We start from the raw sequence: 26872 nt of genomic DNA, 5'->3' as shown, positions 1-26872 counted from the left end.
TCCAGACCACACAGTGATGGGGAACGAAACAATGAAAATGGCAACAATGAAATCGGGTCTGGGGGCATTAGCCCTTCTTCCGGGACTGGCAATGGCCGCGCCCGCAGTGGCGGACAAAGCCGATAACGCGTTTATGATGATTTGCACCGCGCTGGTTCTGTTTATGACCATCCCGGGGATCGCGCTGTTTTACGGCGGCCTGATCCGCGGCAAAAACGTCCTTTCCATGCTGACTCAGGTGATTGTGACCTTTGGCCTGGTCTGCGTACTGTGGGTGATTTATGGCTATACCCTGGCCTTCGGCACCGGCGGCAGCTTCTTCGGTAGCTTTGACTGGGTGATGCTGAAAAATATTGAACTGAAAGCGCTGATGGGCACCTTCTATCAGTACATCCACGTGGCCTTCCAGGGCTCGTTCGCCTGTATCACCGTCGGGCTGATCGTGGGGGCGCTGGCTGAGCGTATTCGTTTCTCCGCCGTGCTGATTTTTGTGGTGGTGTGGATGACGCTCTCTTATGTTCCGATTGCGCACATGGTCTGGGGCGGCGGTCTGCTGGCGACCCACGGCGCGCTGGACTTCGCGGGCGGCACCGTTGTACACATCAACGCTGCGGTTGCCGGGCTGGTGGGGGCGTACATGATGGGCAAACGTGTGGGCTTCGGCAAAGAAGCGTTCAAACCGCACAATCTGCCGATGGTGTTCACCGGAACCGCCATCCTCTACGTGGGCTGGTTCGGCTTCAACGCCGGCTCCGCCAGCGCAGCGAACGAAATTGCCGCACTGGCTTTCGTCAACACCGTCGTCGCCACAGCGGCTGCCATCCTGGCGTGGACCTTTGGCGAATGGGCTCTGCGCGGTAAACCTTCACTGCTGGGCGCCTGCTCCGGGGCGATTGCCGGTCTGGTTGGCGTCACACCAGCCTGTGGGTATATCGGTGTCGGTGGGGCGTTGATTGTGGGTATCGCATCTGGTCTGGCGGGCATCTGGGGCGTAACGGCGCTGAAACGCTGGCTGCGGGTTGATGACCCTTGCGACGTCTTCGGCGTCCACGGCGTCTGCGGCATCGTCGGCTGTATCCTGACCGGTATCTTCGCGGCCACCTCTCTGGGCGGCGTGGGTTATGCAGAAGGCGTCACCATGGGCCATCAGCTGCTGGTGCAACTCGAGAGTATCGCGATTACCATCGTCTGGTCGGGCGTTGTCGCTTTCATTGGCTACAAAGTGGCGGACATGACCGTGGGGCTGCGCGTACCAGAAGAGCAGGAGCGCGAAGGACTGGACGTCAACAGCCATGGCGAAAACGCCTACAACGCCTGATAGAAAACCCTTCTCCCTGTAGCAAAAAGCCTCCCGTCAGGGAGGCTTTTTTTATGCGTTGCGGTTACGCATCACCCCTTCCTGGACCGTTGAAGCCACCAGCGTTCCATCCTGAGTGTAGAACTCGCCGCGGACGAAGCCACGGGCGCTGGAGGCCGAGGTGCTTTCAACGCTGTATAACAGCCATTCATTGATATTAAACGGCCGGTGGAACCACATTGAGTGGTCGATAGTGGCGACCTGCATGCCAGGCTCAAGGAAGCCGACGCCGTGCGGCTGCAGCGCCACCGGCAGGAAATTAAAGTCCGAGGCATAGCCCAGCAGATATTGATGAATGCGCAGATCGTCGGGAACAGCGCCATTGGCGCGCAGCCACACCTGGCGCACCGGTTCAGCAATATGGCCTTTCATCGGGTTATGAAATTCGACCGGGCGGATCTCCAGCGGTTTATCACAGAGGAATTTATCTTTTACCTGCGGCGGCAGAAGGTGTGCCAGCTTGCGGGCGATATCGGTTTCCGAGTGCAGGCCGTCAGGAGAGGGGGCCGGCGGCATCGCTTTCTGATGCTCATAGCCGTGCTCTGGCGCCTGGAATGAGGCGGTCATATAGAAGATCGGCTTCCCGTTCTGAATGGCGGCCACTCGCCGGGCGCTAAAGCTGTTGCCGTCGCGCAGTACTTCCACATCGTAGACGATCGGTTTCTGGCTGTCGCCGGGGCGCAGAAAGTAGCTGTGAAACGAATGTACCAGACGTTCAACGGGCACGGTCTCTTTTGCCGCATACAGCGCCTGGCCCACCACCTGGCCGCCAAAAACCTGGCGCAATCCCAGGTCTTCGCTCTGTCCGCGGAATAACCCTTCCTCAATTTTTTCCAGATCTAATAATGCCAGCAGGTTAGAGAGTGCCTGACTCATACTTATCCTCAATTAATGATAGCGGCGCAGCGCGGTGCGCGTGATGTGGCAAAGTATAACCTGGAATCGCAAGTGGTCCGATGGGTGTAATAATCTGAATAACGAGGGGGCAACAGGAACAAATCTGAGATCTGTGCCACACTTATTGACGACACGAAAGTTCCTGCCGGCGAAGCGGCGGAACATCCTCCTGGGTATTAAGGGATGATAAGGAGAACATCATGAAATTTGCCTATATGTTTAGTGCCTTAGCCGTCGCCGCGACGCTAACCGCCTGTGCTAATCACCACTCTACCAGTTCTTCGACTCAGGCAGCCGCGCCCGACCCTTATGGCATCGCGACGCTGAGCGTGGCACAGCAGCAGCCGAGCGTTACGGGGACGATTAATATCCGCCAGAGAATCGCTTTACCGCCGGATGCGGTACTGACGGTGACCCTGTCGGATGCTTCTCTGGCAGATGCGCCAGCCCGCGTGTTGTCGCAAAAAGCGGTGCGTACCGAAGGCAAACAGGCGCCATTTAACTTTGCCCTGCCTTACAATCCGGCAGACATTCAGCCGAACGCCCGTATTCTGCTGAGTGCCGCGATCGCGGTGAACGGCCAGCTAATGTTCATTACCGATACCGTGCAGACGGTGATAAACCAGGGTGGGACGCATGCCGACCTGACGCTGGTTCCGGTCACGCAGACCGCCGTCCCCGTTGCGCAATAAGCTCGCCGAGCCCCCTGACGGGGGCTTTTTTTTGTCTTCAGTAAACCCAGCGATAATGCTGGAGATCGATATGGCCGCTGCCGGAGACCTGAACCCCTTCGGCCAGCAACGCCTGGCGCTGTCGCTGAAGATCGGGCCCGGTGAGGGAGATATCGCCATGGCGATTGACCACCCGATGCCAGGGCAGGGTTGACCCTTCCGGCAGGCGCTTCAGTACGCCACCTACCTGGCGCGCGGCGCGCGGTGAACCGGCCAGGCGGGCGACATCGCCGTAGGTGGCGACATAGCCTTCCGGTATCGACGCCACGATATGCCAGACGCGTTGGGGGAATGTGTCGTGCGGATCCATGTTCAGCCCTGTTAACCGGAAAACGCCAGCATAAGCGCTGAGGCGCAGGCTGTACAGCCTGCCTCGGTTCAGGCGGGTTGTTCGACAGTGAAGGTTAGGGCCAGGCCGAGGATCTGCATGCCATGGACATTGTCAGACGGTGAACTGGCGATGAGGCTCTCGAGAAATTTCAACCGCTGCGAAGTGGCGTTAATGATCAGTTTCGCGCGCAGGCCTGGCATGGTCAGCGACGAAATGGGGTACACCACCCGGCCGCTGATGTAGACGGGCAGTTTGCGCAGTTCCACCTGGCGCAGCACGCCGACGGTGGAATAGAGCAGCGCCAGCGGCGTGACCGCCCGCACGGGGGTCTGGCTGATGGTCGCGAAGTCGAGCATTTTTTCCGGGCGCAGATAGTTCACGCCATGAAAGGCGATGGTCATCCCTTCAATAGCGGGTAAAGGCAGAGTGATGGTCTGTGGTGATGAGTCAGTCATTCGATTACCGTCGAGACAAGGTGCTGATGATTAAAGGTGACGCAAGAGGGCTAAGTATGGTGGATAACCCGGCAATGTGCTGAGCGCGCGCTCCCAATCTCACAGCCTGGCCGTGAGTTGTTGGTTTTATTGGCGTATTGTGCAATAAACCAGCAGGCGATCGGGGTGAGCTTGCAATTCACCAGGTCAGCAGGGATAATGCGCCAGCGCGTTGGGTAACTAACGCTCTCAATGGGGGCTCTGTTGGTTCTCCCGCAACGCTACTCTGTTTACCAGGTCAGGTCCGGAAGGAAGCAGCCAGAGCAGACGACGTGTGTGCCGGGATGTAGCTGGCAGGGCCCCCACCCATTTCGCCCTCCTGATATCTCCCTTGTATTTGTCCGGTCTTTATCCCTGCTATAATTAATATCTGATACGGATCACATATTATTTTTTGTTGCTAAAACAACCCGTTTTTATTCCATAATATTTACTTGTCATAAATCTGAAATGCTACTGAAATATTAATGTCATTTGCATGTCATAAATAAAAGGCATCTTATTGATGGGAATTTGTTGCCAGAGCCATGCTATAAAATATATCTCTGGATCAGCATGTTAACTTCGTGTATTAATTATGATGATTTTATTGCACGGGAAGCGTAGCTATGACCACAGTGGTTTTGAATGTAAAAATTGACGCCGAGTTAAAAGAGAAGCTGCGTCATTATGCGGAAGTGAATAACGAGAACCTGGGAACGGCAACGGAAAAGCTGCTGCAGCTGGCTTTTCAGCTGGAGGAGTCAGCAGGTGAGGCGGGGGTGACGGAAGAGGACATTGACAGCCAGCATACCGAAGAGGAAGCGACCCCATTAACCCCTAAAGAAATCAAAGCATTAAGAAAACTTCTGAAGAAGAAAAAATGAAACAACAATTCTCTACAGCCAGCAACTATAGCGAAGCCTGCGATATGTTGCGCTCAGGATACGTAAAACACGTGCGCCTGAACTGGAATATCGGTAGTGATGAGTTCTTTCGCATTGCCTCCGACTGGTGTGACACCGGCGCTAAAATTAAAAAAGATGAAGATGGCTTTATTATTTCCCTGAAAGGGTTTCCTATTCCGCGCCAGCATTAATGAAATTGCCTTATTTCTGTCACCGGGATGCCATAACCAGAGGGCAGGATACTCAGGCAATTTTATAAAAACATCTCATATACCTCATGGATGATGGTCATTTGACGGGCTGATGCCAGCCCGTCGATATTTTCTTATATTATTTTCCGCAAACGCGTATTTTCCTTCTGTTCTGCAAAGCTTTGCCACAGCGGTTGTAGCGTGGAGAAGGCCTGGCGCAATGCTTCGTCTGGCAGTGTAAATGGCAGACGCAAATAGCGATCAAAGGCTCCCTCAAGACCAAAGCGCGTGCCGGTGCCGATATGGATCCCCTGACTTTCCGCGCGCGCAGAGAACAGCGTGGCCAGCATGTCAGGGAGTTCCACCCAAAAAGAGAGCCCACCTTCCGGCGGTGAAAATCGCCAGCGGGGAAAATACTCCGCCATTAACGTTTCGCACATGTCCCGGCGCGCCTTCAGCATTTCCCGCCGCGGCGGTAGCAGCGTGGCGGCATTGGCCAGCAGCCAGCTGCAGGCCAGTTGCTCCAGCAGCGGCGTACCCAAATCCAGGGAATCGCGGGCCTGAATAAGGGAGGCGATGGTTCGCGCACTGGCGCGGATCCAGCCGATGCGCAGTCCCCCCCAGAAACTTTTCCCGGCTGAGCCAATGGTGATCACCGCAGCATCGGGATTAAAGCAGGCCAGCGGTAGAGGAGGTGGCGCGTTATACCACAGATCAACCATGGTCTCGTCGATCACCAGCGTCGTCCGCGTTCTGGCGGCGATATCCGCGACCCGCTGGCGGGTGGGAGCATCCATACAGCGCCCGGTGGGATTGTGAAAATCCGGCATCAGCCACGCCAGACGCGGCGCGGTCTGCGCAATAGTCGCCGCGAGTCCATCACAGTCCCATCCCTGCTGTGGAAGCGCGACGCCGACCGGGCGGCAGGAGGCGCCCTGAATGGCGCTAATCGCCATCGGATAGGTGGGGGCATCGATGACCACCCGGTCACCCGGGCCGGTAAACAGGCGGAGGATCAATGCGAAGGCGCTGAGGGCGCCGTTGACCACCATCACTTCATCGGGCCGCGTCGGCAGACCGCGTTCGCTGTAGCGACGGGCAATCGCCTCCCGCAGTACTGGCAGCCCTTGTTGATCGTAGCCGGTCTGGCCCAGGTAGGGCGGCAGCAGCGTCATGGCATGCTGGAAGGCCTGATGGACTTCCGGCCCGGCGCTGAGGGCGGCGGTAGAGAGATTCAGCGAGGAGGGGATGCCTGAGGGCGGCGGCAGGTCGGCGGGACGCTCTGGCAAGACAATGCGCGAACCGCTTCCCTGACGGCTGTAGAGAAAACCCTCCTCCCGTAACTGGCCGAGCGCGCTGGCGATGGTGGTCCGGCTGACGTTCAGCGCCGCCGCCAGCTCGCGCTCGCCTGGCAGGCGCGTTTGCAGCGTCAGGCGACCGTCGAGGATCAGCAGGCGGAGCGCTTCCGCTAGCTGACGCCATAGCGGCGTGCGTGAAGTGGACTCCTGCCAGTTGCCGAGCAGGCGTACCAGCGATTGTGTTCCAAAGCGTCGGGTTGACATAGCGATCCACTTTTCCAAAACTGGCCATTAATTATCAGTCCATTTTTGCTGATGATAAGGGCATTCGCAATGATGTAGAGGAAAAAATATGCTTCGTCGCCTGCTGCAGTTATATATCGGCCTGGTACTTTATGGCGTGTCCACGGCGCTCTTCGTGCATGCCAATCTTGGCGCCGATCCGTGGGATGTTTTCCATCTCGGGGTGGCTAAACAGCTGGGTATCAGTTTCGGTACGGTGATTATCCTGACCGGCGCGGCGGTGCTGCTGCTGTGGATCCCGATCCGGCAAATGCCGGGGCTCGGCACGGTGAGCAACGTTATCGTGCTGGGGCTGGCGGCGGATGCCACGCTGGCCGTCCTGCCGCCGCTGGAGTCGCTGGTGGCTCGCAGTGTGCTGCTGGTGGGGGCGATTGTGCTGAATGCTATCGCCACCGGGATGTATATCGGCGCGGGCTTTGGCCCCGGGCCGCGTGATGGCCTGATGACTGGTCTGCACGCTCGTACCGGCTGGTCATTACGCGGTATCCGTACGGCTATTGAGCTTACCGTGCTGGTGATTGGCTGGCTGCTGGGCGGTAAGTTTGGCGTCGGCACCGTGATTTACGCGCTGTCGATTGGGCCGCTGATCCAGCTGTGCCTGCCGTGGTTTCGCCAGCCCGTCAGCCGCAAAGCGGTCAGCACTCCGCAGGAGATAGTCTCCTGAATTAACGACTCGCCCTCTCTATCCGCAAGAGGGCGAGCCGACGCTTACAGGCCGCTCAGGCCGTGAACCATCATGTAGATCCCCACCACGATAATCAGTAAACCTGAGAACCAGGGCGCCTTGCGCGAGACATCATTAAGCCAGGGCCAGCGGCGGGTGGCCTGTTTAAGACTCAGCGCGGCGATAGCCCCGGAAGCCACCAGCGTCAGCGCCAGACCAACGCTAAAGCCCAGTACCAGCGTGGCGCCAAGCGAAAATTTCTTCAGCTGTAAACAGATAAGCAGCACAGTAATGGACGCCGGACAGGGGATCAGCCCGCCGGTCAGGCCAAACAGTACGATCTGCCCGGTCGTCACCTGACGGCCATCAAAGCGCCGGTTGATCTCCTGAGCATGAGCCCGCTGATGCGCGTCCTGCCACTCCTCCGCCACCAGCGGCGCGGCGGATGAGGACGCATGTTCATAGTAGTGATTATGTTCATGGTGGTGATCATGTTCGTGGTGATGATCATGTTCGTGGTGGTGCTCATGTTCATGGTGGTGATCATGGTGCGTATGGGGCTGCGATTCGCGCCAGGTGCGCCAGAGCATCCAGCAGGCAATCAGTACAATCGCTATCCCCGAGATCAGTTGAAACCAGGGTTCGGAGGTCTGCGCGTTCCAGCCGCGGCCAAACCACAGGCCGGCCATGGCGATCAGCCAGACGACTGCCGTATGGGAAACCGTCGCCGCCAGCCCCAGCAGCACCGCCTGTTTTAACGTTCCCCGTACCGCCACGATAAAGGCGGCCATCATGGTTTTTGAATGGCCCGGTTCAAGGCCGTGCAGGGCACCGAGCAGTATCGCGCTGGGAATAAACAGCCAGGCATTACCTTGCTGCAGAAGGGAAGTGAAATCGTTCATATCGGGATCCTTGCCAAAAGTGCGTTTATCCTACTCCCCCCCAGTAGTAAAATACTACCCCCCAGTAGAAAAAGCGGCTGACAAAAGGGATCATGCTATGCTGGCAGGCGTTACTGATGATGAAGGTCGGTAATCACGGACAGAATGAAACGGTGGATCGTGCAATGTCACATACAGTTCGACACAAAAAAATGTTACTGACCCGACTGAAAAAAATTCAGGGGCAGAGTTCCGCGTTAGAGAAAATGCTCAATCGCGAGCATGAGTGCGCTGAGGTGCTACAGCAGCTGGCGGCGATTCGCGGCGCGGTCAACGGTATGATGCTGCAGGTTATTCAGGGGCATCTGACCGACCATGTGGTGAAAGAGCCTGAAGAGACACAGCGTGAAGCGGATCTGGAGACGGTGATGCAGGTGATCAAATCTTATCTGAAGTAGCGCCCAGGCGCGGGCGGCGAAGTGGCCACACCCGCTGGCATTCTGCTTATTGCTCCTGTTGCTTAATGCACATGGAGGTTATTTTCCGCCCACAGAATAAACTGCTCTTTTGGCAGCGCTTTGCTGTACAGCCATCCCTGGGCGTACTGGACGCCATGCTGTCGTAGCCAGTCGCGCTGGCTTTCGGTTTCCACCCCTTCGGCGACGGTGGCCAGATTGAGCGCCTTGGCCATTTCAATAATGTGCGGCGTCAGCGGCCGGTACTCGAGGGTATCGACAAAAGATTTATCGATTTTCAGCGTATCGACGTCCAGTTTCTGCAGATAGCTCAGGCTGGAGTAGCCGGTGCCAAAGTCATCAATCGAGATACGATGCCCGGCCTGACGGTAGTGAGCGATCACCGGCATGGTGGTCTCCGGGTCGACAAACCCGCGCTCGGTGATTTCAAGGATGATCTGTTCGGCGGCGATCCCCCAGTGCTGCAGCTGATCGTGTAACAACGTCGGCAGGGTGGGCGAGCGTAAATCATCTACCGACAGGTTGATGGAGATGTGCACTTCCGGCCGCTGCCGCAGCCAGGGACCGAGATCGGTAAAAATTTTCCTGACGATATCTTCCGTCAACTGCGTAATCAGCCCGGTCTGCTCGGCCAGAGGAATAAAAATATCCGGCGATAAAAAGGTGCCGTCGGGTTGCTGCCAGCGGGCCAGGGCCTCGGCCCCGGCGATTTTCCCATCCTGCAACGAGATTATCGGCTGATAGTAAACCTGAATCGCTTCGGAGTTGAGGGCGTCCAGCATACTGTTGCGTGGTGATCGCAGGTGTCTCAGCAGGCGCAGCAGCAGCCAGGTAGCAAGCAGGCTGGTGAAGATGCCGACAGGGAGCCAGAAGATTAGCTGCTGGCGAATACGCTGCTGCAGCGGCAGCGTCGACGACCAGGTCACGATGCCGGAGCCCAGCTCGGGAATGCGCTGGATCCGATAGACCGTGTTATCCAGCGTCAGCATATTAACATGTGGATCTTTAATACGCTGCCAGACCGTATCCGGCAGCGGTTGGCTGCTGATCACCATTTTCAGGTGATCCAAACCAAACAGCATGGTATGGATCTTCTCCTCGCTGGCAGGAACCACATCGATAAAAGAGATGGGATCGATCATCACCATATGCTGTTGACTGCCCATGGCCGTCATCTGGTGATTAAGGCCGAGATCGTTAATTGAGGTCAGCCAGGTGCGATAGCCGTCAGGGGCAATGTGGTCCGGCGGGGGAAAGGTGACCGCGACGCTATGGTCTTCCAGGGAGGAACATTGCGGCACGGAATCACGCAGCCAGAGCACTTCCTGAATGTAGCGATGGGTGTAGGCGATGCGGCGGAGCGTGAGCAGGTGCTCAGGGCTACAGGAGGCGGCGGTGTGTGAGTCGGCCTCACGTAGCGCTTCCCTGGCCTGATCGGCAACCTGCAGCGTGCGGACGACGATACGGTTGGAATAGTCATCCAGTTCACGATAGAACTGCAGCTTGGCCTGCCGCGCTGCCTGCCAGATGCTGAGTGAGATGGGCAGGATGATGGCCAGTATCAGCACCCCTGTAAACAGCGCCACCAGATGCCGGGTCCTCATACCTGTGTCCTTATCGTTCGCCGGGTGTCATCAGTATATGCGAAAGATAAATCAGGCGCAGCGAGAGAAGTGAGCTGAGGTCGCGAAAAAACCGGCATCGCGAGAGGCTGCGATGCCGGGAGAGAAGGATGATTCCGATGCAGCAGAATAAAAATGAGGGTGTGAATGCCGGGCAGGGTGTATTCCGGCATTCAGTCGCAGCATACACGGCGCAGATGACAGCAATATGTTAGCTAGTGCGCATCCGGCGCCGGGATATCAGCGCTGATACGCAGGTCATTCTCATCAAATACCATGCAGAAGCGCTCATCGAAGGCCAGATTTATTTTCTGCCACGGGCGGAAATGGACGTCGCCGGGCAGCAGGACCTTGACGTTATCGTGGCCGTAGCACTGGCCGAACAGATAGGTATTGTTACCCAGACGCTCCACTACTTCACATTGAAACTCCACCACGGTACCGGTAGTGACGTCGGGCGTGAGATGCTCTGGCCGGATCCCCAGCGTCACCGCGGCGCCGGGCTTCAGCGGCTGGGTAGCGATATTGAGGACCAACTGATGGTCCTGCGCGAGGGTGACCGTTAAGCGTTCCGGCTGCCAGTCGCTGACGATGGCCGGCAAAAAATTCATCTTCGGCGAGCCGATAAAGCCGGCGACGAATTTGTTGACCGGATTGTAATACAGCGCCATCGGCGAACCCATTTGTTCGACTTTCCCGTAGTTCATGACCACGATTTTATCGGCCAGCGTCATCGCCTCTACCTGATCGTGGGTGACATACACCATGGTGGTCTTCAGCTCCTGGTGCAGACGGGCAATATGCAGGCGCATATCGACGCGCAGCTCCGCATCGAGGTTAGAGAGCGGCTCATCGAACATAAACACCCGGGGATTACGCACGATCGCCCGGCCAATGGCCACGCGCTGCCGCTGGCCGCCAGAGAGCTGCTTCGGTTTACGATCCAGCAGGTGCGAGAGCTGCAGCGTTTTAGCCACCATTTCCACCTGGCGACGGATCTCCGTTTTCGGCACTTTATTCACCTTCAACCCGTAGCCCATGTTCTCTGCCACCGTCATGTGCGGGTAGAGCGCATAGGACTGGAAGACCATCGCCACGCCGCGGCGGGCGGGCACGACATCATTCATCACCTCATCGCCGATCAGCACTTCACCCTCGCTGACCTCTTCCAGACCGGCAATCATGCGCAGCAGCGTCGATTTTCCACAGCCGGAAGGACCGACGAAAACGGCAAACTCGCCATCTTCAATATCGAGATTGACCTGGTGCAGCGTCACCGTGCTGCCGAACCTTTTGGTGACATTCCTCAGTCGTATATTGGACATCCACATTCCCCGAAGTGAGTAGCTGTTGTTTGCCGTTGGTATGCCGCTGTGTTTAGTGTGAATTGTATTACGTGTAACAATTCAGCGTGGCGATGTTCAACAGCAGTAAAATCATGTCCTGACTATAACTTCCGCGGTTTTAGCGCCATACAGCGGCGTTTCATTTCTGCAAGGATGATCACACAACTGGCAGTTTATGGTAGTTTTGTCAGCAATCTACGGGTAGCGTATAACAAAAGAGAGCCGGAACCTTTTTCTCATATAACTCGGCAGTTTGAAGTGATTTATTTTTCTGACTGGCAGAGATAAGCCCAATAAAAACCATTAAATTGTTATACCTTCACATGAGGTTGATAATGAAAAAGAACACGCTTGCTGCACTGATCCTTACCACCCTGGCGGCGGGGCAACTCACCAGCCTGCAGGCGCACGCCGCCGGGCAGCTCAACGTCTGGGAAGACATTAAAAAATCCGCCGGGATCAAAACCGCGGTTAGCGATTTTGAAAAGCAGTACAACGTGAAGGTTAATCTCCAGGAGATGCCTTATGCCCAGCAGCTGGAAAAACTGCGCCTCGACGGCCCGGCGGGCATTGGGCCGGACGTGCTGGTGATCCCGAATGACCAGCTCGGCGGCGCCGTGGTTCAGGGACTTCTCTCGCCTCTCAGCGTCGATCAGGCGAAACAGGATGCCTTTACGCCAGCCTCCATCAATGCCTTCCGCATGGATAACGCGTTGTACGGGATCCCGAAGGCGGTGGAAACCCTGGTGCTTATCTACAATAAGGACCTGATCGACAAGCCGCTGGACAGCCTGCAGGCCTGGCTGGACTACTCGAAAACCCAGCGCGAGCAGAACAAATACGGCCTGCTCGCCAAGTTTGACCAGATCTATTACAGCTGGGGGGCGATTGGCCCGATGGGCGGCTATATCTTTGCTAAAAACGACAGCGGTGGCTTTAACCCGCAGCAAGTGGGCCTCAATACCCCCGGCGCCGTCGAAGCCGTCACCTTCCTGAAAAAATTCTATGCCGAGAAGGTCTTTCCAGCGGGGATCCTCGGCGATAACGGGCTGAATGCCATCGATTCCCTGTTTACCGAGAAAAAAGCGGCGGCGGTGATCAACGGCCCCTGGGCCTTCCAGCCGTATGAAGCCGCTGGCATTAACTATGGCGTGGCGCCCCTGCCGACCCTGCCGGACGGCAAGCCGATGAGCTCCTTCCTGGGCGTCAAAGGCTATGTGGTATCGACCTGGAGTAAAGACAAAGCGCTGGCGCAACAGTTTATCGAGTTCATCAACCAGCCGCAGTATGTGAAAGCCCGCTATGTCGCCACCGGCGAAATTCCGCCGCTGAAGGCGATGATTGACGATCCGGTGATTAAAAACGACCAAAAGGCCAGTGCCGTCGCCATCCAGTCGGCGCGAGCGGTGGCGATGCCGGGCATTCCGGAGATGGGGGAAGTGTGGGGGCCGGCCAACGCCGCGCTTGAACTGAGCCTCACCGGTAAGCAGGCGCCGCAGGCCGCGCTCGATAACGCGGTGAAACAGATCACGATGCAGATCGAAGCAATGCAGGCCAGCAATCAGTAATTCACCGTCACGTGAAGTCACCGAGCGGGAGGGGGACCTCCCGTTTGTAGAAGGAGTCGAGTGTGAGCATCCATTCCAGCGAAAATTTTAGCGACGCACGCGGGCCCGGGCGCCATGCATGGTGCGGCCTGCTGCTGGCAATCGTGCCGGGTTTCGGTCAGTTTTATCATCGCCAGTGGCTGAAAGGGCTGGTCTTCCTGGTGCTGCTGAGCAGCTTTCTGGGGATTTTTTATGATTTCCTGCGTGAGGGGTTGTGGGGGTTATATACCCTGGGTGAAGAGGTACCCCGGGATAACTCTATCTTCCTGTTAGCGGAGGGGATTATCAGTGTGCTGATCGTCGCCTTTGGCGTGCTGATCTATTTTCTCTCGCTGCGGGATGCGTGGCTGAACGGCAAAAAACGCGATGAGGGGATCGCCCTGAACAGCGTGCGTAAGCAGTACCAGATGCTGCTGAGCGACGGTTTTCCGTACCTGATGATCACCCCGGGCTTTATTCTGCTGGTCTTTGTGGTGATCTTTCCCATTCTGTTCGGTTTCGCCATCGCCTTCACCAACTACAACCTGTACCACACGCCGCCGGCGAAGCTGGTGGACTGGGTGGGGCTGAAAAACTTCGTCAATATTTTCACCCTCTCTATCTGGCGCTCCACCTTCCTGGATGTGCTGCAGTGGACCGTGGTGTGGACGCTGCTGGCGACCACCCTGCAGTGTACGGTGGGCGTGCTGCTGGCGATTCTGGTGAACCAAAAAGATCTGCGCTTTAAGCCGCTGATCCGCACCATCTTTATTTTGCCGTGGGCGGTGCCGGGGTTTGTCACCATCCTCGTCTTTGCCGGTATGTTCAACGATTCATTCGGGGTCATCAACAACGCGATCCTGTCGTTCTTCGGTATCAGCCCGAAGGCATGGCTGACCGACCCGTTCTGGACTAAAACGGCGCTGATCATGATGCAGACCTGGCTTGGCTTCCCGTTTGTCTTTGCCATGACCACCGGCGTGCTGCAGGCGATCCCGGACGATCTGTATGAAGCGGCGACGATGGACGGCGCCAGCGCCTTTACCCGTCTGCGCACCATCACTCTGCCGCTGGTGCTGTACGCGATCGCGCCGATCATCATCACTCAGTACACCTTCAACTTTAATAACTTCAACATCATTTATCTGTTTAACAACGGCGGTCCTGCGGTGGCAGGCTCCAATGCCGGTGGGACGGATATTCTGGTGTCGTGGATCTATAAGCTGACGATGTCCTCGTCGCAGTACGCCATCGCGGCGACCATCACGATCCTGCTGTCGATCTTTGTCGTCGGCCTGGCGCTGTGGCAGTTCCGCGCCACCAAATCCTTCAAAAATGACGACATGGCGTAAGGGAAGCAACATGGCTCAATCACCCAGTATTAAACGCGAAAAGTGGATCCGACTCTCTCTCACCTGGCTGGTGGTTATTCTGGTCTCGGTGGTGATTATCTATCCGCTGGTCTGGACGGTCGGGGCGTCGCTGAACGCCGGCAATAGCCTGCTCAGTACCTCGATCATTCCGGAAAACCTGTCGTTCCAGCACTATGCCGATCTGTTCAATGGCAATGTGAATTACCTCACCTGGTACTGGAACTCGATGAAAATCAGCTTTCTGACCATGGTGCTGACCCTGATTAGCGTCAGCTTTACCGCTTACGCCTTCTCCCGCTTCCGCTTTAAAGGGCGGCAGAACGGGCTGATGCTGTTCCTGCTGCTGCAGATGATCCCGCAGTTTTCCGCGCTGATTGCGATCTTTGTGCTATCGCAACTGCTTGGCCTGATTAACAGCCATCTGGCGCTGGTGCTGATCTACGTCGGGGGGATGATCCCGATGAATACCTGGCTGATGAAGGGGTATCTCGACGCGATCCCCAAAGATCTGGATGAGTCCGCCCGCATGGATGGCGCCAGCAGCTTTCGCATCTTTATCGAGATCATCATGCCGTTGTCGAGGCCTATCCTCGCGGTGGTGGCGCTGTTCTCTTTCACCGGTCCGCTGGGGGATTTCATCCTCTCCAGCACCATCCTGCGTACCCCGGATAAATACACGCTGCCTATTGGTCTGTATAACCTGGTGGCGCAAAAAATGGGTGCCAGCTACACCACCTACGCGGCGGGGGCGGTGCTGATTGCCGTACCGGTGGCGATCCTCTACCTGGCGTTACAAAAATACTTTGTCTCCGGCCTGACCTCGGGCAGTACTAAAGGATAAGCACATGAAAAGATTCACCCCCGCATGGCTTGCGGTTTGTCTGGCATGCAGTTTCTCCACCCCTACTCTGGCCGCGGACGCGCTTGAAACCCGCGCGTTTCAGGGCATGCCGGCGGACTTTATCAAAGGCGCGGATATCTCCACGCTGCTGGATGCCGAAAAGCACGGGGCGACGTTCTACGACCAGAATAATCAGCGCAAGGATCCGATCGCGATTCTGAAAGAGAACGGCGTCAACTATGTTCGCCTCCGTCTGTGGGTGGATCCGCAATCGGCGAGCGGTGAGGGCTATGGCGGCGGAAATAACGACCTGGCCACCACCCTGACCCTCGCGAAACGGGCGAAAGCCCAGGGGATGAAGCTGCTGCTCGATTTTCATTACAGCGATTTCTGGACCGATCCCGGCAAGCAGTTCAAGCCGAAAGCCTGGGAAAAGATGGATTATCCGCAGCTGAAAACGGCGATTCATGACTATACCCGCGATACCATCGCCCGCTTTAAGCAGGCAGGCGTCCTGCCGGATATGGTGCAGATCGGCAATGAGATCAACGGCGGCATCCTGTGGCCGGAAGGGAAAAGTTGGGGGCAGGGGGGCGGCGAGTTCGACCGGCTGGCCGGGCTGCTGAACGCGGCCATTGATGGCCTGAAGGAGAATCTACGTAACGGCGAGCAAGTGAAAATCATGCTGCATCTGGCCGAAGGGACCAGGAACGATACCTTCCGCTGGTGGTTTGATGAGATTGACAAGCGCCATGTACCGTATGACGTGATTGGTCTGTCGATGTACACCTACTGGAATGGCCCGATCAGCGCCCTGAAGGCTAACATGGATGACATCAGCAAACGCTATAACAAAGACGTTATCGTCGTCGAGGCGGCCTATGCCTATACCCTGGCCAACTGCGACAACGCGGAAAATAGTTTCCAGGCGAAAGAGGAAAAGGACGGGGGTTATCCCGCCACCGTGCAGGGGCAATATCACTATATTCACGATCTGATGCAGGCCGTCATAGATGTTCCCGACCAGCGCGGCAAAGGTATTTTTTACTGGGAGCCCACGTGGATTGCCGTGCCGGGAAATACCTGGGCTACCCCGGCGGGGATGAAATATATCCACGACGAGTGGAAAGAAGGCAATGCACGTGAAAATCAGGCGCTATTTGATTGCCAGGGAAAAGTATTGCCGTCGGTAAAAGTTTTTAATTAATTTTTTGTCGTTTTTTTCAGGAAGTTTATTATGAATAAATTTGCACCTTTACATCCGAAGGTTAGTACGCTGCTGCATGGCGCGGATTATAATCCGGAGCAATGGGAGAATGACCCCGATATTATTGATAAAGACATTGCCATGATGCAGCAGGCAAAATGCAATGTGATGTCGGTGGGAATATTTAGCTGGGCGAAACTGGAGCCACGCGAAGGGGTATTTAATTTCGCCTGGCTGGATACTATCCTCGATAAACTGTATGCCGCCGGCATTCATGTTTTTCTGGCCACGCCGAGCGGCGCGCGTCCGGCGTGGATGTCTCAGCGCTATCCGCAGGTTCTGCGGGTGGGACGCGATCGGGTGCCGGCCCTGCACGGCGGCCGTCACAACCACTGTATGTCGTCACCGGTCTATCGCGAGAAAACCCTGAAAATCAATACCCTGCTTGCAGAGCGTTATTCTTCACACCCGGCGGTACTGGGCTGGCATATTTCCAATGAATATGGCGGTGAATGCCATTGCGATCTCTGCCAGAACCGTTTTCGCGACTGGCTGAAGGCGCGTTACCAGACCCTGGAGAACCTCAACCAGGCCTGGTGGAGCACCTTCTGGAGTCATACCTATACCGACTGGTCGCAGATTGAATCACCTGCGCCACAGGGAGAGGTGTCAATCCACGGTCTCAATCTTGACTGGCATCGCTTTAACACCGCTCAGGTGACCGATTTCTGCCGCCATGAAATTGCCCCGCTGAAGGCGGCTAACGCCTCCCTGCCGGTGACCACTAACTTTATGGAGTATTTCTACGATTACGACTACTGGCAACTGGCAAAGGCACTGGACTTTATCTCGTGGGACAGCTATCCGATGTGGCACCGCGATAAAGACGAAACCGCACTGGCCTGCTACACCGCGATGTATCACGACATGATGCGCAGCCTGAAGGGCGGCAAACCGTTTGTGCTGATGGAGTCCACACCAGGCGCCACCAACTGGCAGCCGACCAGCAAACTGAAGAAGCCGGGAATGCATATTCTCTCCTCGCTGCAGGCGGTGGCGCATGGCGCCGACTCGGTGCAGTATTTCCAGTGGCGGAAAAGCCGCGGTTCGGTTGAGAAATTTCACGGCGCGGTGGTTGACCACGTCGGGCACATTGATACCCGTATTGGTCGTGAAGTCAGCCAGCTCGGCGAGATACTGAGCAAGCTACCAGAGGTCCGGGGTTGTCGCACCGAGGCGAAAGTAGCGATTATCTTCGACCAACAAAACCGCTGGGCGCTTGATGACGCCCAGGGGCCGCGCAATCTGGGTATGGAGTATGAGAAGACGGTCAACGAACACTACCGTCCGTTCTGGGAACAGGGCATTGCCGTCGATGTGATTGACGCTGATGTCGATTTAACGCCATACCGGTTAGTGATTGCCCCGATGTTATATATGGTGCGCGACGGCTTTGCCGCGCGGGCAGAGGCGTTTGTCGCCAGCGGCGGCCACCTGGTGACCACCTACTGGACCGGCATCGTCAATGAGTCCGATCTCTGCTATCTCGGCGGCTTCCCGGGCCCGCTGCGCAATCTGCTGGGGATCTGGGCGGAAGAGATCGACTGTCTGAATGACGGCGAGTTTAATCTTGTGCAGGGGCTTGCCGGGAATCAGTGCGGTCTGCAGGGTCCCTATCAGGTGCGCCATCTCTGTGAACTAATCCATACCGAGAGCGCTCAGACGCTGGCCACCTACCGGGATGATTTCTATGCCGGACGGCCGGCGGTGACGGTGAACGGTTTCGGGAAAGGTAAAGCCTGGCATGTCGCCTCCCGCAACGATTTAGCCTTCCAGCGCGATTTCTTTGCTGCCCTGAGCAGGGAGCTGGATCTGCCACGAGCGATAGCGGCGGATTTACCGCCCGGCGTAGTGGCTACCGCGCGCACCGACGGTGAGAGCACGTTTGTCTTCCTGCAGAACTACAGCGCGCAAAGTCATACTCTGACTCTGCCGCCGGGGTATCGGGATTGCCTGACCGACGCGGCGGCGCCGGACCCGCTGATCCTCTCAGCATGGGATTGCCGTATTCTTCGTCGCCACGCGTAATTTCTTCTTCTCCATGCCTGCTCTGACGAGCAGGCTTTTTTTTATCTTAAACCTGGAGCTTATGATGGTGAGTTTAAAATCCTTTCTGCACTATTTCTCTCCTGCACGTCCGGCACAGCCGTTAAGCGAGGCGGAAAAACAGCAAATCGAGGCGCTTATTCAGGCCTTCGGCGGTGAAGCGAATATTACGCAAGTGGATGCCTGTATTACTCGTCTGCGGGTGACGGTTCGTCACCTTGCGGCCGTGGATACTGACGCATTACAGCAGCAGGGCGCGCTGGGCGTCATTATTCTCGGCCAGCAGGTGCATGCTATTTTCGGTAAGCAGTCCGATGCGCTGCGTCAATTGCTGGATGAGCATTTTGCTACCAGGAAATAAATAAAACGGGATAACCTGAAAACAGGTTATCCCGAAAATAAGACAAAGACAGCAGTGGCAATAATGATTACCGGAGGGTAATTAATGACCTTACAGTTGGAGATATAAATAACGTATTTGTCTTACCAGCGCGATATTACCACCAGGCCTCAACCTGCACGCCGAAATTCCAGGTATTATTCGCCGTCTGGTCTTCAAACGGTTTACCATCTTCGGAATCATTCAGGTATGAAGCAAAAATGCGTAATTCCGGGCGTGACATAAAGTCCGGCCCGTCCGCCAGGCCCAGCGCAATGGTATATTTCTCACCGGCCTGTTTGTAGCTGGTGCCATTGTTATAGCTGTCTTTCTGATAGAAACCGCCGACTTCGCCAATCAGGCGGACGTAGTCGGTGAACTGATACTGCCCGCGGGCAACCAGCGACAGCATCCGCGTTTTGTCAGTGTAGTCGGTAATGTCATCCGCCGAGCCCCAGGTCAGGACGTGGTTGATGGAGAACTTTTCGGTAATCGGGATCAGGCCGGTGTTAATCACGCGATAGCCGGTGGCATCGTTCACGTAGTTCCACATATCGTACCAGCCGCCGCCCTGGGAGACCATGTTCTGCGCCAGCCCTTTGTTGGCATACTGCAGCACGGTTTTGTTATAGCCGCCCAGCATATCCTGACTGATTTCACCGGTCAGCATCACGCCATTCTCGGCATCGTACAGCCCGCCGTAGCTGTCCTGTTTTTTGGTGGTGTTCGGCATGGCGTAGTCGATGCCGAATTCGGTCCACGAACCCGACCACGGCTTCCAGCCTGCATAGCGTAAATCGATATAGTTAATATTGACGTTGCTGTCGCCATCGACACGATAGTCAACGTCGTTGGCATCGCCGCGGATCCAGGCCAGCGAGACGGCGCCAGGGCCGAGGGTGTAGTTTTCCACCCCGGCCCCGGAGCCGGATATGTTCCAGTATTTGGTATCGATGATGTGCAGATCGTGGCGCTGGTAGTAACGTTTACCCCCCCAAATCACTGCATTCGGATCGCCGGGGATCAGCCCTTTGATCTGCAGGTTCAGCTGACGTAAACCGAACTGTGCATCATCATTCAGCGTGGTTTCATTATCGTTAGAGCCGTCGGAGACCATGCTGACCATGCTGTCGAGATAGAAGCTGACGTCATCTTTCTTGTAGACCTCGGAGCCCAGCTCCAACTCACCATAGGTATCCGATTCATTACCCAACCGGCCCAGCTTGTTCTTTTGCCATTCCGCTTCACTACCATCGCCGGAGACCCCAACCCCGGCGCGCATATAGCCATGGAAATCGATACTCGGGATTGCGGCGGTCGCCGCAAACGCGGAAGGGGCGATTAGCGCAGCGGCTAACGCGGCGGAAAGGGCGCGCAGTGTCGTATTCATCTCTATCCTCTTATTGTTTTGTATTACGTTCACATAACTGATGTCATAAAATGCCTAAATGTAACTTCAGGCAAACGAGATATGATTATTGTGTGACTAAGTGCAAATAATCATGCTGGTTTTTGTTGTGATGGGTGAGGTGATTCACAATTAACCATGTTGTGAACGTAATACTTTTTGTGGTGTAATTTTGCGATGAAAGGTGGCGGTGAGCGTTTTTTCAAATGGCCCCTGTTACAATCATGGGATAACAACATAAGGAACCGGACCATGAAGTCTAAAAGCGCTACTCTGGAAGACGTCGCACGCCATGCGGGCGTCTCTTACCAGACCGTGTCCAGGGTACTCAATAAATCTGCCAATGTATCCGAAGCGACGCGCCGCAAGGTGGAGAAATCGATAGAGGCCTTACGCTATGTGCCAAACCGGCTGGCGCAGCAGCTGGTGGGGAAGGAGAGTCAGACGGTCGGGCTGGTGACGATTTCGCTGGCCTGGCATGCGCCTTCCCAGGTGGCGGCGGCGGTAAAACGCTATGCCAATCTGGAAGGTTACCAGGTCCTGATTTCGATGATCGATGAGAGCGTCAACCAAAGTATCCAGGATTCCATCAATGAACTGAAATCTCAGCGGGTGGATAAAGTCATTATCAACGTGCCGCTGGAGACCGAGCAGGCGCAGAAAATCGCCGCTGACAACGATGATATCGTCTGCCTTTTTCTCGATGTCGACCCCTACAGTTCCGTGTTTAACGTTTCGTTTAATCCGGCAGATGGCACCCGGGCCAGCGTCAAATATCTTTATGAGATGGGGCATCGGGAGATCGCGCTGCTGGCGGGGCCGGACAGCTCCGTCTCGGCCAAACTCCGGCTGAAAAGCTGGCTGGAGACTCTGGAGGGCTACGGCCTGAAGCCGGTGACCGTTCTGCACGGCAACTGGGATGCGCAAAGCGGCTATGCCGGCGCGCTGCAGATGCTGCGCGAAACGCCCAATTTCAGCGCCGTGCTGGTGGGCAATGACCAGATGGCGCTGGGGGTGCTCAGCGCTTTCCATCAGCACCAGGTGGCGGTGCCGGGGGAGAAGTCCGTCATTGGCTATGACGATACCTACGAAAGCTCCTTTTTCTATCCGGCGCTGAGTACGGTGTCGCTGGACCTCGATCTGCAGGGGAAAGAAGCGGTGCGGCGGATCCTCGCCAGCACCAGCGGTGCGCCACATACTTCATCCATCCTGCCGGCGCGCCTGGTGATACGTCATTCCAGCGGCGCCAGAACTGAGCAAGGCAAAGATCTGCAGGCCATCGCGGAACAGCTACGCGCCATCGCCCACCGTCTGGCGCCCTGAAACCTAAGGCGGGGAAACTCGCCTTAGGCCCATTACCCTTAATTTGAAATGGTTGATCTTTGTCGTGGAACGGCGTAACTTAAATGTTATGTTATAACATAATGATGAGGTCATCATGAAAGCCCATATCCATCCCCCCTATCGCACGGTGGTGTTTCACGACACCAGCGTTAATGAGTATTTTAAAGTCGGTTCCACCATCCGCACCGATCGCGTGATTGAACTCGACGGCGAAACTTTTCCGTATGTGACGATCGACGTCTCCTCGAAATCGCATCCGTACTACACCGGCAAACAAAAAACCTTCGCCAGCGAGGGCAGCGCGGCCCGGTTCCGTCAGCGCTTCGGCGGCTTTATTGATGCGAAAAGGAAGGCATGATGCAGGTCGTTAACTCATTACGCAGCGCCAAACAGCGCCACCCGGATTGTCAGCTGGTCAAGCGCAAAGGGCGGCTGTACGTTATCTGTAAGAGCAACCCCCGCTTTAAAGCGGTGCAGGGGCGCAAAAAACGTCGTTAACGGAAACTCTCCAGAGTGCGGCGCTGCTGGCCGTCGGCGGTAAAATTGTCGGCGGCCAGCCATTGCCGCATGGCGTTATCCAGCTGCGGCCATTCGCCGTCTATCACCGAAAACCAGTCCGTATCCCGGTTATGTCCTTTGCTCACCAGTGCCTGGCGAAAACGTCCTTCGTACTGAAAACCCAGCCGCCTTGCCGCCCGGCTCGACGGCATATTGAGACTATTACATTTCCATTCATAGCGACGATAACCGAGCGTATCAAACACATACTGCATCAACAGCCAGTGCGCTTCGGTGGCCATAGCCGTTCGGCTCAGCAACGGTGAAAAATGCACATGTCCCACCTCTACCACGCCGTGGGTGGCGTCGATGCGCATTAACGCCAGCGAGCCAACCGCTTTCCCTTGCCGCTGGTCAACGACGGCAAAATGGATCGGGTCTGCCAGCGTGGCGACCTGCTCCACCCAGGCACTGAATTCTGCAAGGTTGCTCTCAGGTTCACGCAGCAGCCACGTCCAGCTGCGGACGTCTGGCGCCAGCTGGTGAGCAGCAAACAGATCGCTGGCATGCGCGAGAGTCAGTGGTTCGAGCCGACAGCGGCTGCCCTGTAAAATCTGCCGTGCTGGCCATGGACGCGGTTGCCAGTCAGGCAGCGCGGCGCCGAGTTCCTGTCCAAACTGATTGTATTCACGCATTGCGGTTTCCTTAGCGGGGTTTTTCAGGCAGCGTACGCGCTCACTGGTTCCATAAAAAGTGCCACAGGCGTATGTTTTTATAGGGCCACGAGGAGATGAGATGAACATACCGGACGATGGTTTTTTTACGCTGGTGACGCAGGGGATACAGCACCGATCGGATGAAACCCTGCAGCGGGCCCTTTACCACACATTGCGCCATGCCATCCTGCAGGGAACTCTGGCGGCCAACTGCCGTTTGCCCGGATCGCGGGTGATGGCCGGACGGCTGCAGCTGTCGCGAAATACGGTCAATGCTGCCCTGGAGCAGCTGGCGCTGGAGGGATACCTGATGCGGAGCCGTCAGGGAACGCAGGTGGTACCGCTCGCCGCCTGCCGCGAAGAGCCCGTGAAGGTGCCGCCCGTCGTGCTGCCTGAACGGCTGCAAGGGCTGCCAGCCGCAATGCGCCGCGACTCTCCGGCGCTGCTGTTTACCCCTGGCATGCCGGCGGTGAACTATTTCCCGTTGCCGCTGTGGCGGCGGCTGATGGATAACGTCTTACGCGACGAGGGCAGCGCACTGCTGGGCTATGGCGAGGCGGCAGGCGACCCCTTGCTGCGGGAGGCTATCGCTCGTCATCTGGCGCTCTCCCGGGGGATCCGTTGCGATATTCGGCAGATTGTCATTACCGAAGGGGCGCTGGAAGGGGTGAACTTATGCGCTTCGCTGTTGACGGATCCAGGCGACAGCGTGTGGGTGGAAGAGCCGGGGTACCTGGGGGCCAGGAGCAGTTTCCAGCGCGCAGGGCTGCGGGTCAGCGGAATGGCGGTCGATGACGAAGGGATGGGGATTGCCAACGGCGTCGCGGAGCCGCCCCGGCTGATCTTCACCTCTCCCTCTCATCAGTATCCCCTCGGGAGCGTCATGAGCGCCGCGCGACGTCTGGCGCTGGTGGAGTACGCCCGCCTGCACGGGGCGTGGATTGTGGAGGATGACTACGACAGCGAGTTTCGCCATAGCGGAGAGCCGATCCCGGCGATGCTGGGGATGGTGCCGGATGCCCCGGTGGTGTATCTCGGTACCTTCAGCAAAACGCTCTTTCCGGCGCTGCGTATTGGCTTCATGGTGATGCCGCCTGCGCTGGCGGATGCCGTTCAGGATGTGATTGGCACGTTGCTGCGTGGAGGACACCGCACGGAACAGCGGGCGCTGGCCAGGTTTATTGAGAAGGGGCACTATGCTCGCCATCTGGCGGCCATGCGTCGCCTGTACCGCAAGCGCCAACAACAGCTGCGTGAGGCACTGGCGCAAGAGATAACCGTGCCATGCGAGGTCCTTGGCGGGGAAGGGGGGCTCCATTTGACAGTCGCAATGGAAGGGTTCGATGACCAGACGATTGCGCAGCAGGCGCGTCAGTTTCAACTGGCGCCTGCCGCGTTAAGTCATTTCTATCTCGACCCGCAGCGGGGGCGGAGCGGGCTGGTGCTGGGATATGGTAATACTTCTGCTTCCCGCTATCCGCTGGCGCTGCGGACGCTAAATCGTCTTATTGTGCAGCACCGGCGCGGGTCAGCGTAAAAACGTCGTAGAAGGAGAGCTCGCCTTTGGTGGCGACCATCTTTTTGAGCTGCGCCTTCTGCTCGCTATCGACATCCGGCGACTGAAGAATACGCTCGATCAGCTGCCGGGGAACAAAGCGGGTGTTATACCATTCCCCGTTGTAGCACACGCGAAAGTCGAGGACATCGATATCTTCATAACGATAGCGCGGATAGACATCAAAGAAGAAAAAGGCGTTGAACAGGATGAACAGCACCACCAGCAACCAGACCGAGTCTACCAGCGTTTCAGAGCGCAGCATGACCACCAGCGTCGCCAGAAACGCGGCATACATGGCAACAAACAGCCCCGGATGGTTGCGGATAAAACTGATGCTAAAACGCGGGCGATTATCGCGTTTTTCCTGAACGTTGAGTTCGTCAATGGTATGAGTTAGCAGGCGTTGTATTTCTGTCATCTTGGTCCCCGAATTCTGCAATGAGCCAGCCGTGCGCACCCGGCGGACCAGGCGTGGCAGGCTTAGCCTGAAGGCTATTTTATGTTGCAATATTCCACGGCGAAAGTAACAGATCAGTTACAGAAAACCATAACAGTTACGGATTTGGTAGCGGAAGGCGCTTAATGATCTGCGCCGGGTTGCCGCCGACAACGGCCCCGGCCGGTACATCTTTGGTGACGACTGCACCGGACGCAATGACCGCATTATCACCAATGATCACCCCGGGATTGATTACCGCCCGCCCACCAATCCACACATTGTGGCCGATGGTCACTGGTTTGCCATATTCCTGGCCGCTGTTACGCGCTTCGGCATCCAGCGGATGGGTGGCGGTATAAATATGGACGCCCGGCGCCAGCATGCAGTTATCGCCAATATGAATAGGGCAGACGTCCAGCATCACGCAGTCAAAATTGGCGTAAAACGCGTTGCCGAGAAAGATATTGTAGCCGTAGTCGCAGCGAAAGCTTGGCTCGATATACGCATCGCCGGCGCGACCGAACAGCTCGGCCAGAATATGCTGACGTTCTTCCTGCGCATCCGGGGAGGAATGATTATAACGGTGTAACAACTGTCTGGCGCGCAGGCGATCGGCGCGAAGCGTTGGGTCGCCAGATAAATAGAGCTCACCGGCGATCATTTTACGTTTTTCTTCACTCATGGGTCTTCCTTATACCTGACTTGAGATGGCCGTAGCAGTATAAAAAAGAAACCGGTTACAGGGTTGCTGTTAGCTGAATGATGTGATGACTATCACAAAGATACCCTGCGGTGGCTGACGCGTATCGTCCGGTCAGCAGACCACGTTGTGCGCGTCGATTAGCGGATAAACTTCCAGACTGAGGTCGGGATCTTATCGTACAGCTTATTCATGGTCAGTTCAGCCAGACGATGATCGGCGGCTGAGTAAAATACCGCCAGTTCATTATCAGACAGTTCATATTTATTTTTTTCAATGACGCGCTCCAGCGTGTCAATTGTCTGGCAACGACGTAAGCGCATCAAATAGTCTGTTTTAGTTAATGGCTTATCAGACATAATTCCACCTTTTGATTGTAATAATTCTAACACGAGAGACTGGCCGGGTTTTCCCGGCTGGCGTTGACAAAGCAACGAAATAGTCGATTACCGGATTTTTTCCACTTTTGCAAATCCGTTGAGTTAATGCCGTAGTTACTGAACAAGGTAAAAGTATCGTCCAGATATTCGTCAACCTGAGCGACCAGTTTATTATCCTCAGTGTACTTAATTTTATAATTAAGCGCGAATGTGGCAATGTGCTCGATCAATTCATTTAACTGAAGATTGACAGCCGAAGTCGGGTCGTTGACCCAGCCATGGTTGCTCTCTTCCAGGTTTGCAAGGCAGTCATGATACAGCGTTTCGCAGAGAAAGCGTAGCTGTGCAATATCATGTCTTTTTGGCGAGTATTCGTCCATAACGCATCCCCTTTTGAGTGGTTTAAACGACGACTAACAAACACCGTTGTGGGATGAACACGACTAACCGACCTGACACTAACTGAGTAATCCTGCTGATTTAACTATAATCCACTCTCCAACAGATTTCATCGTGCTATTACGAAAAATTACAATTATCAGAGAGAAATTATCTTAAAAATAGACGAATTAATTTCGCAGGCCCTGGCGCACAGCCCGAGAAATAGAGAAGTCTTATCAATCATCGGCTTAAGGCAGGCAGCTGTCGCGTTCAGAAACCGCCGGCCGCGGGCGTTGGTATTAGGATTATTCCTGGTAAATGAGTGTGTAAAGATCATAAGTACCAGGCAATGTGAAAAAATAGCCAGGACCATATCAATATATATTAAATGCAGTGTGAAAAATAAACAATGGCAATATGTGCCCTGTTGCGACGGACAAAAAAAGGGCCGCGAAGGCGGCCCTTTGTTCAAGTGTGA

The 26872-nt window shown here is 56.0% G+C and carries 29 protein-coding genes, 1 other RNA gene and 1 pseudogene; 18 read left to right on the top strand and 13 right to left on the bottom strand.

Annotated features, from left to right (window positions below):
* Positions 1-31: 31 nt before the first annotated feature.
* Complete coding sequence (amtB, locus tag FHW76_RS08535; protein WP_012542680.1) at positions 32-1318, top strand: ammonium transporter AmtB; 1287 nt, start codon at positions 32-34, stop codon at positions 1316-1318.
* A 51-nt stretch (positions 1319-1369) separates the two neighbouring features.
* Here the strand turns inward: amtB and tesB are convergent, their stop codons facing one another.
* Positions 1370-2233, bottom strand: coding sequence for an acyl-CoA thioesterase II (gene tesB / locus FHW76_RS08530; RefSeq protein ID WP_008805414.1), 864 nt, complete (start codon positions 2231-2233; stop codon positions 1370-1372).
* A gap of 221 nt (positions 2234-2454) precedes the next feature.
* Between tesB and FHW76_RS08525 the strand changes: the two genes are divergently transcribed.
* A complete protein-coding gene (locus FHW76_RS08525; RefSeq protein WP_008805415.1) occupies positions 2455-2946 on the top strand; it encodes a YbaY family lipoprotein in 492 nt (163 codons plus the stop codon).
* A 37-nt stretch (positions 2947-2983) separates the two neighbouring features.
* On the opposite strand, the gene FHW76_RS08520 is transcribed toward FHW76_RS08525, so the two are convergent.
* Together FHW76_RS08520 and FHW76_RS08515 are read right to left on the bottom strand one after the other, a co-directional pair.
* A complete protein-coding gene (locus tag FHW76_RS08520; RefSeq protein WP_008805416.1) occupies positions 2984-3295 on the bottom strand; it encodes an MGMT family protein in 312 nt (103 codons plus the stop codon).
* Positions 3296-3363: 68 nt separating this feature from the next.
* On the bottom strand, positions 3364-3771 hold the full coding sequence (locus FHW76_RS08515) for a hypothetical protein (RefSeq protein WP_008805417.1): 408 nt from the start codon (positions 3769-3771) through the stop codon (positions 3364-3366).
* A 241-nt stretch (positions 3772-4012) separates the two neighbouring features.
* Between FHW76_RS08515 and ffs the strand changes: the two genes are divergently transcribed.
* The 3 genes from ffs to FHW76_RS08500 all read left to right on the top strand — a co-directional run bounded on the left by ffs (position 4013) and on the right by FHW76_RS08500 (position 4888).
* Positions 4013-4109: signal recognition particle sRNA small type (gene ffs, locus FHW76_RS08510), an RNA gene on the top strand.
* Positions 4110-4418: 309 nt separating this feature from the next.
* A complete protein-coding gene (locus tag FHW76_RS08505; protein ID WP_002891977.1) occupies positions 4419-4676 on the top strand; it encodes a hypothetical protein in 258 nt (85 codons plus the stop codon).
* Positions 4673-4888 (top strand): hypothetical protein, encoded by a 216-nt coding sequence (locus FHW76_RS08500; RefSeq protein WP_004142688.1) that lies wholly within the window; start codon positions 4673-4675, stop codon positions 4886-4888. Before FHW76_RS08505 ends, FHW76_RS08500 begins: the two co-directional genes overlap by 4 nt.
* Before the next feature lie 134 nt (positions 4889-5022).
* On the opposite strand, the gene FHW76_RS08495 is transcribed toward FHW76_RS08500, so the two are convergent.
* A complete protein-coding gene (locus FHW76_RS08495) occupies positions 5023-6450 on the bottom strand; it encodes a PLP-dependent aminotransferase family protein (RefSeq protein ID WP_087653549.1) in 1428 nt (475 codons plus the stop codon).
* Positions 6451-6538: 88 nt separating this feature from the next.
* Between FHW76_RS08495 and FHW76_RS08490 the strand changes: the two genes are divergently transcribed.
* Positions 6539-7153, top strand: a complete 615-nt coding sequence (locus tag FHW76_RS08490) for a YitT family protein (protein WP_008805419.1) — start codon at positions 6539-6541, stop codon at positions 7151-7153.
* 44 nt (positions 7154-7197) lie between these two features.
* Here FHW76_RS08490 and FHW76_RS08485 read toward each other — a convergent pair whose 3' ends face one another.
* Positions 7198-8055 (bottom strand): nickel/cobalt efflux protein RcnA, encoded by an 858-nt coding sequence (locus tag FHW76_RS08485; RefSeq protein WP_022066291.1) that lies wholly within the window; start codon positions 8053-8055, stop codon positions 7198-7200.
* 164 nt (positions 8056-8219) lie between these two features.
* Here FHW76_RS08485 and FHW76_RS08480 point away from each other — a divergent pair, with 164 nt between their 5' ends.
* Positions 8220-8492: a metal/formaldehyde-sensitive transcriptional repressor gene (locus FHW76_RS08480; protein ID WP_012542675.1), complete on the top strand. Its 273-nt coding sequence runs from the start codon at positions 8220-8222 to the stop codon at positions 8490-8492.
* A gap of 62 nt (positions 8493-8554) precedes the next feature.
* On the opposite strand, the gene FHW76_RS08475 is transcribed toward FHW76_RS08480, so the two are convergent.
* Positions 8555-10114 carry an EAL domain-containing protein gene (locus tag FHW76_RS08475; protein WP_008805422.1) on the bottom strand — a complete coding sequence of 520 codons (1560 nt, stop codon included), beginning with the start codon at positions 10112-10114 and terminating at the stop codon, positions 8555-8557.
* Between the two features lie 233 nt (positions 10115-10347).
* Positions 10348-11457: an ABC transporter ATP-binding protein gene (locus tag FHW76_RS08470; RefSeq protein ID WP_008805423.1), complete on the bottom strand. Its 1110-nt coding sequence runs from the start codon at positions 11455-11457 to the stop codon at positions 10348-10350.
* 356 nt (positions 11458-11813) lie between these two features.
* On the opposite strand from FHW76_RS08470, the gene FHW76_RS08465 reads away from it, so the two are divergent.
* The 6 genes from FHW76_RS08465 to FHW76_RS08440 all read left to right on the top strand — a co-directional run bounded on the left by FHW76_RS08465 (position 11814) and on the right by FHW76_RS08440 (position 18952).
* A complete protein-coding gene (locus tag FHW76_RS08465; protein WP_012542673.1) occupies positions 11814-13046 on the top strand; it encodes a maltodextrin ABC transporter substrate-binding protein in 1233 nt (410 codons plus the stop codon).
* Positions 13047-13108: 62 nt separating this feature from the next.
* On the top strand, positions 13109-14416 hold the full coding sequence (locus FHW76_RS08460) for a carbohydrate ABC transporter permease (RefSeq protein WP_008805425.1): 1308 nt from the start codon (positions 13109-13111) through the stop codon (positions 14414-14416).
* Between the two features lie 10 nt (positions 14417-14426).
* Positions 14427-15278, top strand: a complete 852-nt coding sequence (locus FHW76_RS08455) for a sugar ABC transporter permease (protein WP_004204761.1) — start codon at positions 14427-14429, stop codon at positions 15276-15278.
* A gap of 4 nt (positions 15279-15282) precedes the next feature.
* Positions 15283-16485, top strand: a complete 1203-nt coding sequence (locus FHW76_RS08450) for an arabinogalactan endo-beta-1,4-galactanase (RefSeq protein ID WP_060619469.1) — start codon at positions 15283-15285, stop codon at positions 16483-16485.
* A gap of 30 nt (positions 16486-16515) precedes the next feature.
* Positions 16516-18573: a beta-galactosidase gene (locus FHW76_RS08445; protein ID WP_012968817.1), complete on the top strand. Its 2058-nt coding sequence runs from the start codon at positions 16516-16518 to the stop codon at positions 18571-18573.
* Positions 18574-18637: 64 nt separating this feature from the next.
* Positions 18638-18952: a glucose PTS transporter subunit EIIB gene (locus FHW76_RS08440; RefSeq protein WP_012542670.1), complete on the top strand. Its 315-nt coding sequence runs from the start codon at positions 18638-18640 to the stop codon at positions 18950-18952.
* Positions 18953-19088: 136 nt separating this feature from the next.
* On the opposite strand, the gene FHW76_RS08435 is transcribed toward FHW76_RS08440, so the two are convergent.
* The gene (locus FHW76_RS08435; protein WP_012542669.1) at positions 19089-20360 is read right to left on the bottom strand and encodes a maltoporin; all 1272 of its coding nucleotides are present in this window, start codon (positions 20358-20360) and stop codon (positions 19089-19091) included.
* Positions 20361-20630: 270 nt separating this feature from the next.
* Between FHW76_RS08435 and FHW76_RS08430 the strand changes: the two genes are divergently transcribed.
* The 3 genes from FHW76_RS08430 (at position 20631) to ykgO (ending at position 22220) form a co-directional block, all read left to right on the top strand.
* Positions 20631-21701, top strand: a complete 1071-nt coding sequence (locus FHW76_RS08430) for a LacI family DNA-binding transcriptional regulator (protein WP_008805430.1) — start codon at positions 20631-20633, stop codon at positions 21699-21701.
* Positions 21702-21816: 115 nt separating this feature from the next.
* A complete protein-coding gene (locus tag FHW76_RS08425) occupies positions 21817-22080 on the top strand; it encodes a type B 50S ribosomal protein L31 (protein WP_008805431.1) in 264 nt (87 codons plus the stop codon).
* Entirely contained in the window at positions 22080-22220 is a 141-nt protein-coding gene (gene ykgO, locus FHW76_RS08420) for a type B 50S ribosomal protein L36 (RefSeq protein ID WP_002892018.1), read from the top strand. The genes FHW76_RS08425 and ykgO overlap by 1 nt, the downstream gene beginning before the upstream one ends.
* Here ykgO and FHW76_RS08415 read toward each other — a convergent pair.
* Positions 22217-22915, bottom strand: a complete 699-nt coding sequence (locus tag FHW76_RS08415) for a GNAT family N-acetyltransferase (RefSeq protein WP_022066288.1) — start codon at positions 22913-22915, stop codon at positions 22217-22219. The two genes, ykgO and FHW76_RS08415, sit on opposite strands and share 4 nt — an antisense overlap.
* 100 nt (positions 22916-23015) lie before the next feature.
* On the opposite strand from FHW76_RS08415, the gene FHW76_RS08410 reads away from it, so the two are divergent.
* Entirely contained in the window at positions 23016-24473 is a 1458-nt protein-coding gene (locus FHW76_RS08410) for a PLP-dependent aminotransferase family protein (RefSeq protein WP_022066287.1), read from the top strand.
* Here the strand turns inward: FHW76_RS08410 and FHW76_RS08405 are convergent.
* Positions 24442-24912 carry a YlaC family protein gene (locus tag FHW76_RS08405; protein ID WP_008805434.1) on the bottom strand — a complete coding sequence of 157 codons (471 nt, stop codon included), beginning with the start codon at positions 24910-24912 and terminating at the stop codon, positions 24442-24444. The genes FHW76_RS08410 and FHW76_RS08405 overlap by 32 nt on opposite strands.
* Before the next feature lie 27 nt (positions 24913-24939).
* On the opposite strand from FHW76_RS08405, the pseudogene FHW76_RS08400 reads away from it, so the two are divergent.
* A pseudogene (locus FHW76_RS08400) lies at positions 24940-25077 on the top strand (hypothetical protein); the annotation flags it as partial.
* Here the strand turns inward: FHW76_RS08400 and maa are convergent.
* The 3 genes from maa to tomB form a co-directional block, all read right to left on the bottom strand.
* The gene (gene maa / locus FHW76_RS08395) at positions 25049-25615 is read right to left on the bottom strand and encodes a maltose O-acetyltransferase (RefSeq protein ID WP_022066286.1); all 567 of its coding nucleotides are present in this window, start codon (positions 25613-25615) and stop codon (positions 25049-25051) included. The pseudogene FHW76_RS08400 and the gene maa sit on opposite strands and share 29 nt — an antisense overlap.
* A 158-nt stretch (positions 25616-25773) precedes the next feature.
* Complete coding sequence (locus FHW76_RS08390; protein ID WP_002892050.1) at positions 25774-25992, bottom strand: HHA domain-containing protein; 219 nt, start codon at positions 25990-25992, stop codon at positions 25774-25776.
* A gap of 26 nt (positions 25993-26018) precedes the next feature.
* Positions 26019-26393, bottom strand: coding sequence for an Hha toxicity modulator TomB (gene tomB / locus FHW76_RS08385; protein WP_008805436.1), 375 nt, complete (start codon positions 26391-26393; stop codon positions 26019-26021).
* Positions 26394-26872 lie beyond the last annotated feature (479 nt).

It is taken from the genome of Klebsiella sp. RC2 (assembly GCF_014192815.1).
Lineage (GTDB): Bacteria > Pseudomonadota > Gammaproteobacteria > Enterobacterales > Enterobacteriaceae > Klebsiella > Klebsiella variicola.
The sequence above is the reverse complement of the archived record's forward strand: the minus strand, read 5'-3'. Positions and strand labels throughout refer to the sequence as shown.